Origin of the sequence: Streptomyces sp. NPDC006235 (genome assembly GCF_040613735.1) — a bacterium.
Taxonomy (GTDB): Bacteria; Actinomycetota; Actinomycetes; order Streptomycetales; family Streptomycetaceae; genus Streptomyces.
The window spans coordinates 95,148-107,460 of sequence record NZ_JBEXSR010000009.1 but is presented as its reverse complement, the minus strand read 5'-3'; the positions used below and the strand labels follow the sequence as shown (position 1 = coordinate 107,460).

Below are 12,313 nucleotides of genomic sequence, written 5' to 3'. Positions count from 1 at the left end.
GATGTCTTTCCGCACCACCTCCGTCGACTACGTCGAGGACGTCTCCCCGGGCAGCGGGGCCCTGGCGCCCCGCGCCTGGTACGCGTCCTCGGACGCGCGGTCCCTGTCCCTGAACGGCAGCTGGCGTTTCCGGCTGTCGGCGACGATCGACGCCGAGGACGACTCGTTCGCCGAGGAGGGCTTCGAGGCCGGGGACTGGGCCGAGGTCACGGTCCCCGGGCACTGGGTCCTGCAGGGTGACGGGGCGTTCGGGTCCCCGATCTACACCAACCACCTGTACCCCTTCCCGGTGGACCCGCCGCACGTCCCGACGGAGAACCCGACCGGTGACCATCTGCGCGTCTTCGACCTGCCCTCCGACTGGCCGTCGGACGGCGGGGCGGTGCTGCGGTTCGACGGCGTCGAGTCCTGTGCCCGCCTCTGGCTGAACGGCACGGAGCTCGGCGAGTTCAAGGGCTCCCGGCTGCCGCACGAATTCGCGGTCGGGCACCTGCTGAAGCCGGGCGGCAACGTGCTGGCCGTGCGCGTCCACCAGTGGTCGGCCGGGTCGTACCTGGAGGACCAGGACCAGTGGTGGCTGCCGGGCATCTTCCGCGACGTGACGTTGCTGCACCGCCCGGCGGGCGGCGTCGGCGACTTCTTCGTGCACGCCTCCTACGACCACACCACCGGCGAGGGCACCCTGCGCGTCGACTCCGACGTCGACGGGCGGGTGACCGTGCCGGCCCTGGGCATCGACGTCGCGACCGGCGAGCCGGTGACGGTGGCCGTCGAGCCGTGGACGGCCGAGACGCCGAAGCTCTACGACGGTGTGCTGGCCACCGACGGCGAGCGGGTGCCGCTGCGGATCGGTTTCCGTACGGTCGTCCTGGAGGACGGGCTCGTCAAGGTCAACGGCAAGGCCGTCCTCTTCAAGGGCGTCAACCGGCACGAGTGGCACCCCGAGCAGGGTCGCGCGCTCGACCTGGAGACCATGCGCGAGGACGTGCTGCTGATGAAGCGGCACAACCTCAACGCCGTGCGCACCTCGCACTACCCGCCGCACCCGGCCTTCCTGGACCTGTGCGACGAGTACGGCCTGTGGGTCATCGACGAGTGCGACCTGGAGACCCACGGCTTCACCGAGCAGGACTGGCGGGACAACCCGGTCGACGACGACCGCTGGACCCCGGCCCTGCTGGACCGCGCCGCGCGCATGGTCGAGCGGGACAAGAACCACCCGTCGATCGTGTTCTGGTCGCTGGGCAACGAGGCCGGCACCGGCCGCGGCCTCACCGCCATGGCCGAGTGGATCCACGACCGCGACCCCGAGCGGCTGGTGCACTACGAGGGCGACTGGAACTGCCGCGACACGGACGTGTACTCGCGGATGTACGCCTTCCACGACGAGGTCGAGAAGATCGGGCAGAAGCTCGACGGCGGCACCCACAAGCGCCGTGAGCTCCCCTTCATCCAGTGCGAGTACGGGCACGCCATGGGCAACGGCCCGGGCGGGCTCGCCGACTACCAGGAGCTGTTCGAGAAGTACGAGCGGCTCCAGGGCGGGTTCATCTGGGAGTGGATCGACCACGGCGTCAAGCACCCCGAGCTGGGCTACGCCTACGGCGGTGACTTCGGCGAGGAGCTGCACGACGGCAACTTCGTCTGCGACGGGCTGGTCTTCCCGGACCGGACGCCGTCGCCGGGCCTGATCGAGTACAAGAAGGTCATCGAGCCGGTCCACATCGAGGGCGACGGCGCGAACGGCATCGTGCGGGTCACCAACAAGCAGGACTTCGCCGACCTGTCCGCGCTGGCCTTCGAGTGGTCGTGCCAGGTGGACGGCGAGACGGTCGAGTCGGGTTCGCTGTCGGTGCCGGCGCTCGCGCCGGGCGAGAGCGCCGAGGTGAAGCTGCCGGAGCCGCCCGTGGACGGCCGGGGCGGTGAACGCCAGTGGACCGTGCGGGCGCTGCTCGCGGAGGACACGCTGTGGGCCGCGAAGGGCCATGTCGTGGCATGGGGGCAGTTCGCCGCGGGGGCACGGCCACTGCCGACCTTCCCCGCGACCGACCGGCCCGTGCGCGACGGGGACCGGTTCACGCTCGGCCCGGCCGCGTTCGACGCCCGCACCGGTGCCCTGCTGTCGATCGGCGGGGTCGGGGTGAGCGCCCCGCGGCTGGACGTGTGGCGGGCGCCGACCGACAACGACGACGGCGCGGAGTGGCAGAGCGACACCCGCTACGGGACGCTGTGGCGCACGCTCGGCCTGCACCGCATGCGGCACCGCCTGGTCTCGGTCGAGGCCGGCGACGACGCGCTGACGGTCCGTACCCGGGTGGCGCCGGCGGCCCGTGAGGTCGGCCTGGACACGGTGTACCGCTGGACGTCCGACGGCGAGCGGCTGCGGCTGGACGTGTCCGTGACGCCGGAAGGCGACTGGACGGTGCCGCTGCCCCGGCTCGGCGTCCGGTTCGGTCTGTCGGAGGCCGACGCCGTGGAGTGGTTCGGCGGCGGCCCGGGCGAGGCGTACCCGGACACCCGGGCGGCGTCCATGGTGGGCCGCTGGCAGTCGACGGTGGACCGGCTCCAGACGCCGTACGTCCGCCCGCAGGAGAACGGCGCCCGCGCCGACGTCCGGTGGGTGGAGCTCGGCGGTCTGCGGATCGAGGGCGATCCGGAGTTCTGGTTCACCGCGCGGCGCTGGACCACCGAGCAGCTGGACGCGGCCCGGCACCGCACGGACCTCACGCCCGGCGACACGGTGTGGGTCAACCTCGACCACGGGCAGCACGGCATCGGCTCGCAGTCCTGCGGCCCGGGTCCGCTGCCGCAGTACTTCCTGAAGGCCGAGCCGGCTCGGTTCGCGTTCGTGTTCTCGACCACCTCGTGAGAAATCGAGGTAAGAACTCGATTAATCGATTGACCAATTGATCGACATTCCGACAGTGTCGGAACATCATCCGCGGCCGGTCGGCCCTAGAAGCCGACCGGCCGCGACTGTTTTCACCACGAGGAAGTGGGTGGGTCGGTTGAATGTCGCCATCGAGGTCCGCGGGCTGACCCGCACGTTCCACACCACCGTCCGCCGACCCGGTTTCCTGGGCGCCGTCAGATCCCTGGTCAACCCGGAGCGGGTGGCCAAGCACGCCGTCGCCGACATCAGCTTCGACGTGGCCCCCGGCGAACTCCTCGCCCTGCTCGGCCCGAACGGCGCCGGCAAGTCCACCACCATCAAGATCCTGACCGGCATTCTCACGCCGACGTCCGGCGAGGCCCGGGTCGCGGGCGTGGTGCCGTACCTGGAGCGGGAGCGCAACGCCCGTAACATCGGCGCGGTGTTCGGGCAGCGCACGCAGCTGTGGTGGGACCTGCCGGTGCGCGAGTCGTTCGCGATCCTGCGGGACATCTACGAGGTGCCGAAGGCCGAACACGCCGCCCGGCTGAAGGAGTTCGACGAGATCCTGGACCTGTCGTCCTTCTGGGACACCCGGGTCCGCCATCTCTCGCTGGGGCAGCGGGTGCGCAGCGACCTGGCCGCCGCCCTGCTGCACGACCCGCCGGTGGTGTTCCTCGACGAGCCGACGATCGGCATGGACGTGGTGGTCAAGGAGCAGGTGCGGGAGTTCCTGCGCCACCAGGTGGAGCAGCGCGGCCGTACGGTCCTGCTGACCACGCACGACATGACGGAGGTCGAGCGGCTCGCCGAGCGGGTGGTGCTGGTCAACCACGGCCGGCTGGTGCTGGACGGCACCCTCGACGAGATCCGCCGGAAGTTCGGCTCGACCTGGCAGGTGCGGGCCACGCTCGCCGACGCGCAGGCCGAGGTCGTACCGCCGCCCGGCATCACCGTGCTGCGGCGGGGCGGCGCGCAGGTCGTCTTCGGCCCCGACGGGGCGGACGCGCCCACCGTCCAGCAGGCGTTGAAGGCCGTGATCGAGCGGTTCGAGGTGACGGACATCGCCCTGGACGAAGCGGACCTCGAGGACGTGATGCGGGCCGCGTACGTGCATGTCGGGGAGGTCTGACATGACCGCGCTGCACGCCTGGCGCGCCGCCCGTGTCACCCCGCTCGGCGAGCTGAACGCCCCGCCCCGGATGACCGCCGTCGCGCTCCGGCTGGCCGTCCAGGTGGTGCTGGTCTGGTCGCTGTGGCGCGGGCTGTACGCGCAGACCGGCACGACCGCCGGCCTGAGCCGCGACCAGGCGGTGACCTACGCCGTGCTGGCCGTCCTGGCGTCCCGGCTGCGGGAGCTGGACCAGTACGCGGGCCGGGACACGGTCCTCCAGCACATGCACTTCGGCACCATCGTCTACTGGTACCTGCGTCCGCTGCCGCCGCAGCGCTACTACGCCCTGCGGGCCGCCGGAGAGCAGCTGTACGGGCTCGCGTGGGCGCTGACGGGATACGTCGTCTGCCTGGCGGCCGGGGTCGTCGAGCCGCCCCGCTCGGCCGCTGTGGCGGGGGTGTTCGTGCTCAGCATGCTGCTGGGCCAGTGGGTCCTCTACTACGTGATGCTCGTGCTCGACCAGTTGTGCTTCTGGACGGTCCGCAACACCGCCGCGATGCTCATCCTGCTGTTCGCGCAGAACCTGCTGTCCGGGGTGTACGCGCCGCTGTGGTTCTTCCCGGACTGGTTCGTCACGATGAGCGCCTTCCTGCCCTTCCAGGCCACGCTGAGCGTGCCGCTGTCGCTGTACGTGGGGCGGATCCCGCTGTCCGACGCGGCCTTCCAGCTGTCCGTGCAGGCCGCGTGGGTGGTCGTACTGGCGTTGTTCACCCGGCTGTTGTGGCGGCGGGCCGCCCGGCGCGTGATCTCGCAGGGAGGCTGAGATGTCGGTGAAGGCTCTGCGGATCGTGTGGCGCGTGACGGCGCTCAACTTCCGCGCGCAGATGGAGTACCGCACCGAGTTCCTGCTGATGATCGCGATCGGGGCGATCTGGCAGGTGTCGGTGATCGTGTTCGCCACGGTGCTGCTGTCCCGGTTCGCCGGGATGGGCGGCTGGGACAGCTCGGACGTGCTGCTGATCCCGGCGACGCGCATGCTGGCGCACGGTCTGTTCGTGCTGTTCCTGGGGCGGATGCACTGGGCCGGCCGGCAGATCCAGGAAGGCCGGGTCGACATCTACCTGACGCGCCCGATGCCCGTCCACCGACAGATCCAGCTGGCGTTCTTCCCCACCAACGCCATCGGGGACCTGACGGTGGCGGCGGGTCTGATGGTGGGGGCGCTGTCCCGCAGCGACCTGGACTGGACGGCGGGCCGGATCACATACCTGGTCGCGGCCGTGCTCGGCGGCATGCTGCTGGAGGCGGCCCTGTTCACGGTCGTGGCCAGCGCTGCCCTGCGCTTCCCGGCCGCCGACCAGTGGGGCCGCTGGCTGGAGGAACTCCTCGGCACGTTCGGCAGCTACCCGCTGAACGTCCTGCCCAAGGCGGTGGGCGGCTTCCTGACGTACGGTCTTCCGCTCGCGTTCGTCGCCTACTTCCCGGCGGCGGTCCTGACCGGCCACGGCCACACCACGGGCGTGCCGTTCTGGCTGGCGGCGGCGTCACCGCTGCTCGGGCTGCTGGCGTACCTGGGATCCCGGCTGCTGTGGCGGTGGAGTCTGCGGCACTACAGCGGGGTCAACGGGTGACCGGCCGGCCCCGCGGATCGGGGTGAACAGGGCGGTCACGGCGAGCAGGACGCAGGTGGCTCCGGCGGCCATGGCCACCGGGGTGGTGCCCCGCTCCTCGGCGGCCCAGGTCAGCAAGGCCGCGCCGATCGGTGCCGCCGCGTACTGAAGCGTCCAGAAGGCGGAGGTGACGCGGCCCAGGAGGTGCTCGGGCGTGACCTCCTGGCGCAGCGACAGCGAGCAGGTGCCCGCCATGCCGACGCAGGCGAGGAACGCGGCGCTCAGGGCCGCCACGACCGGCACGTCCCGGGCCCAGCCGAGACCGGCGAAGGCCAGCCCGCACACGGCGACCGAGCCGGTCCACGTCGGGCCGAAGCCGAGGCGGCGACGGAACCGGGCCACCAGCAGGGCACCGGTGATGGTGCCGAGCGCGCCGACCGCCATGACGGTGCCGACCGTGCCGTCGTCATGGCCGAGGTCGTGCTTGAGGTGGTAGATGACCAGGTCGTTCAGGCCGAGGGTGAGGAAGCTGAAGACGAACAGCAGGGCGGTGAGCGAGCGCAGCACGGGGTGGCCGTGGAGGAAGGCGACGCCGGTGCGCAGGTCCTGCCACAGTCCGGTGCGCCGGCCCGTCTGCTCGTCCGGTGCGCGCTTGCGGAACCGTACGCAGCACAGGCACGCGGCCGACACGCCGAAGCTGGCCGCGTCCACACCGACCGCCGCCGCCGGGCCGGACCAGGCGGCGACCAGTCCGGCGCACAGCGGTCCGAGGACCCCTGCCGCGGCGGCGGTCGCGTTCAACCGGCCGTTGGCCTCCGTGAGTCGCCCGGTGCCGACCAGGCCCCGCACGACCGTGACGTAGCCGACCGCGAACAGCATGCCCACGGCCTCGCACAGCGGCAGCACCACGTACAGCAGCCAGATCCGCGGACCGAACAGCCACGCCAGCGGGATCACCCCGTACAGGACCATGCGCACGAGGTCGCAGGCGATGAGCAGCCGGCGCCGGTCCACCCGGTCCACCACGGCCCCGGCGAACACCGCCGCCACGACCGCGGCCGCACCGCCCACCGCCGTCAGCAGCCCCATCCGCGCGAGGGACCCCGTGGACTGCAGCACCAGCAGGGGCAGGGCGATCAGCGCGAAGGAGTCGCCCAGCACGGAGAGGGTCTGCGCGACCCAGAAGATGCCGAAGTCCCGCTGCCGCCACAGGGGGCGGGTGCCGGGTAAGCCTTCGTCGGCGGCGTCCTCGCGCCGTGCCGCCCCGTGCGACATGCCGCCTCCCGTGTCCCCGCCTTCTCGCCGCCCGGCAACCATAAGGCTCCGCGCGTCGACCGGAGGGGCGCCCCCGCGCGGGCGTAAATCGATACCGGTGGACGGTGCGCACGGAGTAGCCTCCGCGCCGTGAGGTGATCTCCCACGCGGTGTCCCGGACACCGCAGACGCGAACCCGACCCGTACCCCTGACGCTCCGCGGGGAGACCTCACCATGCACATCACCATGGGCGACACGCCTGACGCCACACTGGCCGCGTTCACCGCACGGGCGGCCGCCGATCCCGGCGTGGCCGGGCTGGTCCTCAGCGGCTCCCGGGTCCACGAGGGCATGCCGACGGACCACTCCGACTACGACCTGCACGTGATCCTGAAGGACCGACACGCCTCGCCGATCGCCGCGTTGGACTGGTTCCGTTCCGCCCACCTCGACCTCGTGGTCATCGAGCTGGCGGAGTTCCGCACCCGCGGCATACCCGGCCGGCCGGACCACTTCGCGCGCTACTCCTACGTCCACGCCCAGGTGCTGCTCGACCGGCTCGACGGGACCATCGCCCGGATCCTCGACGAGAAGCGGACGCTGGGCGCCGACGAGGCCCGGGCCGCCGTCGACGGCTGGCTCGACGCGTACGTCAACCAGACCTACCGCTCCCTGAAGAGCTACCGCGACGGCCGCCCCGCCATGGGCCACCTGGACGCAGCCGAGTCCGTGCCCTACGCCCTGGAGGTGCTCTTCGCCCTGCACCGCCGCGTCCGGCCCTACAACAAGTACCTCCAGTGGGAGCTGGAACGGCAGCCGCTGGGCGAGCCCCGGTGGGACGCGGGCCGGCTCCTGCCGGTCCTCCGCCGCATCCTGGCCGACGGCGACCCGACCGCCCAGCGCGCCCTCTTCGCCGGCATCGAGGAGGCGGCACGGCGGGCCGGCCACGACGGGGTGCTCGACTCCTGGGGCGCGGATCTGGAGCTGCTGCGTCACCCCTGACGCACCGGGACCTCAGCGCCGGGCCAGCGCCAGCACACTCAGACCGAACATCAGGACACCCAGCGGGAGATGGACCGACGAGACGTGCGCGATACCGAGCACGACCTGGACCGAGGCGAGGACGAGGAAACCCGACGCGTGCCAGACGGGCCGGGCGGAGCCGCCGCCCGGCTTCCACGCCAGCACCGCCGCGAGCAGGTACAGCATGGATGCCCCGTACATCACGCGGGCTCCGGCACTGTGCAGCGTCTCTCCGTAGGACGAGGTCAGCAGCATTCCCGCGGAGACCGCCTGGAAGAAGATGGTCAGGGTCTGCAGGGCGATCGCGACCCGCAGGAAGGAGGAGCCGGGCTGCGCGTCCGCGGTAGCCGTCGTCGTCGCCGTCACCTGAGTAGCCATGTCACATTTCCCCTTGTCCGCCCTCGGGCAGTGGATCGATAAGGTCTCACCAGCTCGACGACGCGGGCCTGCGAAAGGTAAGGCGAGGGGGGCGACCGGAAGCATGGGGACTGCCGGGGGCGGCACGGACGGGGTAGCCGGTGAGCGACGCCAACTGATCAATGTCGCGTACCGGTTGCTGGGTTCGGTGACCGAGGCCGAGGACGCGGTGCAGGACGCCTACGCCCGCTGGTACGGGCTGCCCCGCAGCCGGCAGGAGGAGATCCGGTCCCCGGGCGCATGGCTGACGACGGTGACCGGCCGCATCTGCCTGGACCTGCTGGGCTCGGCGCGGGCCCGCCGGGAACGCTATGTCGGCGCGTGGCTGCCCGAGCCGCTGCCCGACCGGACCGAGTGGGACCAGGCGGGCGGCGCCGGCCCCACCGGCCCAGCGGACCCCGCCGACCAGATCGTCCTGGACGAGTCGGTGTCCATGGCCTTCCTCGTCGTGCTGGAGTCGATGACGCCCGCCGAGCGGGTGGCGTTCGTCCTGCATGACGTCTTCCGCTATCCGTTCGCCGAGATCGCCCACGTCCTCCGCCGGTCTCCCGCGGCCTGCAAGCAACTGGCGGCCTCCGCCCGGCGGCGGGTGGGCGCCGCGCCTACTCCCGTGCCGGCGCCCGGCCGGGCCGACGTGGTGCGGCACGTCAAAGAGGCCTGGGAGAGCAAGGACATCGCAGCTCTTGTCGGCGTCCTCGACCCGGCCGCCGTGATGACCGCCGACGGCGGCGGTATGGCCGGCGCCGTCCTGCGCCCGGTCGAGGGCGGCACGCGCATCGCCCAGTACATGGTCGCCATCGCCGACAAGGCTCCGGGGCTCGAACTCCTGGAGCGGATGGTCAACGGTGTGCCGGGCCTGGTGGCCCAGCGGGCCGGCGTCGTCATGACCGTGGCCGCGTTCGACGTGTCCGACGGGCGCGTCACCCGGATCTGGGCGGTCCGCAATCCGGAGAAGCTGCGGCCTTGGGCCTGGTCCTAGCCAAGCTGTGGCGTGGTCCTGGCGCCGGTCCGCCGTTTCATCTTCAACTGTTTCCCCCGTGTCCCTTGCGCACCACCCGAGTTGGCGTCGAACCTGAGCATCGTTCATGTCCCGCTGCGCCTCCCCAACCGGAGACACCCCCACCATGAGACGACTCCTCGGCACTCTCGCCGCTGCCGCCCTGACCCTCACCGGACTGACCGCGGCCTCCGCGACGCCCGCCGTCGCGGCGGACTCCGGTTCCTTCAACGTGCTGACCTACAACATCGCGGGCCTGCCCCTGGGGCTCGGCGACAGCGACCCCGAGGCCAACACCCCGCTGATCGGGCAGCGGCTCGGGCCGTACGACATCGTGAACGTGCAGGAGGACTTCAACTACCACGCCTCGCTGTACGCCAACGACAAGCACCCGTACCGCACGGCGACCAGCGGCGGCGCGGCCTTCGGTGACGGGCTCAACACCCTCTCGGACCACCCCTTCGAGGACTTCCAGCGGGTGAAGTGGAAGAACTGCACGGGCACCAACTGCCTGACGCCCAAGGGCTTTTCGCTGGCGCGGGTCAGGCTCGCGGAGGGCGTCTTCGTCGACCTGTACAACGTCCACACCAACGCCGACTCCACCGACGACGCGCTCGCCGCACGCCGGGCCAACGTCGAGCAGCTCTCGGACTTCATCCAGGCGAACTCGGCGGGCAACGCGGTCATCGTCATGGGCGACACGAACACGCGGTACACCCGCACCGGCGACAACATCCGCACCCTGCTGTCCGAGAACGGCCTGACGGACGCCTGGGTGAAGCTGGTCAAGGGCGGCACGCCCCCGGCCCAGGGCGGTGACGCGCTGGTGTGTGACCAAGGGGCGCCGGCGAACGACTGCGAGGTCGTGGACAAGGTCCTCTACCGGGGCAGCAAGCTGCTGACGCTCACCGCGACCCGCTACGCCAACGACTGGAAGGCCTTCCTCCGCTCGGACGGCAAGCACCTCTCCGACCACTTCCCGCACGCGGTCGACTTCTCCTACACCCTCAACTCCTCCCTGCGCGCGAGCGACTTCATCGGCGGCCCGCACGGCACGGCCTTCAACGACGCGGACGACCTGCCGGCGAACCCCGCTCCCCGCACCCTCACCCTGCGCGGCGCCACCCGCCTGGACGCGGTGTCCCTGACCCACGACGGTGGTACGGCCCTCACCCACGGCGGCACCGGCGGCACGGCGGCCTCCTTGACGCTGGCCCCGGGCGAGCACCTGACCTCGGTGAAGCTGACCCAGGGCCAGAAGGACGGCCGGACCCGGGTCTTCTCGGCGTCCTTCACGACCGACAAGAACCGCGCCCTGTCCGCCGGCACCGCCACGTCCGACGCGAAGACCTTCACGGCCCCCTCCGGCTGGCAGATCGTGGGCTTCACGGGCCGCGCGGGCGCGGAGATCGACAAGCTGGGGGTGATCTACGCGCCGATCCGCTGAGCCCGTACTACGCTCTTCCCTCATGCCCAGAGCCGGCCTCACCCCCGACCGCCTCGTCGCCGCCGCGGCCGACCTCGCCGACGAGGCCGGCCTGGACCACGTGACCCTCTCCGCCCTGGCCCGCCGCTTCGGCGTGAAGGACGCGAGTCTCTACACCCACGTCCGGAGCCTGAAGGACCTGCGCACCCGCCTGGCCCTCCGCGCGGGCGGCGAGATGATCGACCGGATCGCGGCGGCGGTCGAGGGGCGGGAGCCCGGCCGGGACACGCTCGGCGCCTTCGCCGGCGCCTACCGGGCCTACGCCCTGGACCACCCCGGCCGGTACGCGGCGACCCAGCTCGCGATCGACCAGGACCTCCTCACGGACTCCCCCGCGATGCGCCGCACGGCCGACGTCACCTACGGCATGCTCCGCGCCTACGGCCTGGAGGAACCCGACCTCACCGACGCCGTGCGCCTGCTGCGCAGCACCTTCCACGGCTACTGCGCCCTGGAGTCCACCGGCGCCTTCGGCGCGCCCCGTGACGTCCAGGCGTCCTGGGACCGGGCGATCGACGCCCTGCACGTACTGCTTCAGAACTGGCCCCGCGAGAAGAGGACGACCGATGCCTGACACAGCCGGCTCCATAGCGGAGATCTACACGCTGGGCACCGGGCCCTGGACGATGACGCCCGTCACGCGGGGCGCCCTGGGCCAGATCTGGAAGCTCACCGGGAACGGGTCCTCGTGGGCCGTGAAGGAGCTGCTCTTCGGCTGCGACGAGGAGCAGGTCCGCCGCGAGGCCGCGCTGCGGGACTCCGCGGCCGACCTGGGCATCGCCTCGCCCCGCCTCCACCCGAACCGGGAGGGCGCGCACGTCTCCCGGCTCGGCTCGGGCGGGTCGTACGTGAAGCTGTACGACTGGGTCGACGGCACCCGGGCGGACGCGTCCGACCCGGACGTCCTGGACTGGTTCGGCCGGACCATGGCGCTGCTGCACCGTGCCGGTGAGGGTGCCGTCGAGACGCCGGACGACTGGTACGAGCGGTGTCCCGGCGACGCCGACTGGGAGGACGTCCTCAAGAAGGTGCGGGACGCCGGCCTGCCGTGGGCGGACGAACTGGACCGGTTCATCACCACGTCCGGGCCCCGGCTGGCGCACTGGGTGACGCCGTCGGACCCCGGCGGCCTCGTGACCTCGCACCTCGACCTCCAGCCCCAGAACGTCCTGGTCGGCCGGGCCGGGCCGGTCCTCCTCGACTGGGACAACGCAGGGCCGGTCTCGGCGGACCGGGAGTTCGCGCGTGCCGTGTACGTGTGGTCGGGCCGGCACGAGGTGGACATCGCGGCCGCCCGGCGCCTGGCGCGGGCCTACCGCGAGGCCGGGGGCCCGGCCGAGGTCACCGGCCCGGAGTCGTTCTCGATGCTCTTCGCCACGGACCTGAACTACATCCGTGTGCAGGCCGAATGCGCCGTCGATCCGGCGGTGACCGCGGCGCAGCGCGAGTTCGCGGGCCGGCAGGTCCTCACCTGCCTGCGGAGTCTGCCGGACCTCGCTGCCGTGTCGCTGCTGGTCGCCGCGCTCGACACCTGACGCG

The 12,313-nt window shown here is 71.9% G+C and carries 11 protein-coding genes; 9 read left to right on the top strand and 2 right to left on the bottom strand.

What is annotated here, in order from left to right:
• Position 1 precedes the first annotated feature (1 nt).
• From ABZ192_RS14010 to ABZ192_RS13995, 4 genes are all read left to right on the top strand, one after another.
• Positions 2-2,869, top strand: coding sequence for a glycoside hydrolase family 2 TIM barrel-domain containing protein (locus tag ABZ192_RS14010; protein WP_356924731.1), 2,868 nt, complete (start codon positions 2-4; stop codon positions 2,867-2,869).
• 139 nt (positions 2,870-3,008) lie between these two features.
• Entirely contained in the window at positions 3,009-4,004 is a 996-nt protein-coding gene (locus ABZ192_RS14005; RefSeq protein WP_356924841.1) for an ATP-binding cassette domain-containing protein, read from the top strand.
• 1 nt (position 4,005) lies between these two features.
• Positions 4,006-4,809, top strand: coding sequence for an ABC-2 family transporter protein (locus tag ABZ192_RS14000; protein WP_356924730.1), 804 nt, complete (start codon positions 4,006-4,008; stop codon positions 4,807-4,809).
• 1 nt (position 4,810) lies between these two features.
• A complete protein-coding gene (locus ABZ192_RS13995) occupies positions 4,811-5,617 on the top strand; it encodes an ABC-2 family transporter protein (protein ID WP_356924729.1) in 807 nt (268 codons plus the stop codon).
• On the opposite strand, the gene ABZ192_RS13990 is transcribed toward ABZ192_RS13995, so the two are convergent.
• Positions 5,531-6,871: an MFS transporter gene (locus ABZ192_RS13990; protein WP_356924728.1), complete on the bottom strand. Its 1,341-nt coding sequence runs from the start codon at positions 6,869-6,871 to the stop codon at positions 5,531-5,533. The genes ABZ192_RS13995 and ABZ192_RS13990 overlap by 87 nt on opposite strands.
• A gap of 214 nt (positions 6,872-7,085) precedes the next feature.
• Between ABZ192_RS13990 and ABZ192_RS13985 the strand changes: the two genes are divergently transcribed.
• Positions 7,086-7,853, top strand: coding sequence for a hypothetical protein (locus tag ABZ192_RS13985; RefSeq protein WP_356924727.1), 768 nt, complete (start codon positions 7,086-7,088; stop codon positions 7,851-7,853).
• Positions 7,854-7,865: 12 nt separating this feature from the next.
• Here ABZ192_RS13985 and ABZ192_RS13980 read toward each other — a convergent pair whose 3' ends face one another.
• A complete protein-coding gene (locus ABZ192_RS13980; RefSeq protein ID WP_356924726.1) occupies positions 7,866-8,252 on the bottom strand; it encodes a hypothetical protein in 387 nt (128 codons plus the stop codon).
• Positions 8,253-8,355: 103 nt separating this feature from the next.
• On the opposite strand from ABZ192_RS13980, the gene sigJ reads away from it, so the two are divergent.
• The 4 genes from sigJ to ABZ192_RS13960 all read left to right on the top strand — a co-directional run bounded on the left by sigJ (position 8,356) and on the right by ABZ192_RS13960 (position 12,309).
• Positions 8,356-9,270 carry an RNA polymerase sigma factor SigJ gene (gene sigJ, locus ABZ192_RS13975; RefSeq protein WP_356924725.1) on the top strand — a complete coding sequence of 305 codons (915 nt, stop codon included), beginning with the start codon at positions 8,356-8,358 and terminating at the stop codon, positions 9,268-9,270.
• A 145-nt stretch (positions 9,271-9,415) separates the two neighbouring features.
• Positions 9,416-10,735: a jacalin-like lectin gene (locus ABZ192_RS13970; protein WP_356924724.1), complete on the top strand. Its 1,320-nt coding sequence runs from the start codon at positions 9,416-9,418 to the stop codon at positions 10,733-10,735.
• A 22-nt stretch (positions 10,736-10,757) separates the two neighbouring features.
• Complete coding sequence (locus tag ABZ192_RS13965; protein ID WP_356924723.1) at positions 10,758-11,348, top strand: TetR-like C-terminal domain-containing protein; 591 nt, start codon at positions 10,758-10,760, stop codon at positions 11,346-11,348.
• Positions 11,341-12,309: an aminoglycoside phosphotransferase family protein gene (locus ABZ192_RS13960; protein WP_356924722.1), complete on the top strand. Its 969-nt coding sequence runs from the start codon at positions 11,341-11,343 to the stop codon at positions 12,307-12,309. Before ABZ192_RS13965 ends, ABZ192_RS13960 begins: the two co-directional genes overlap by 8 nt.
• Positions 12,310-12,313: the final 4 nt, after the last annotated feature.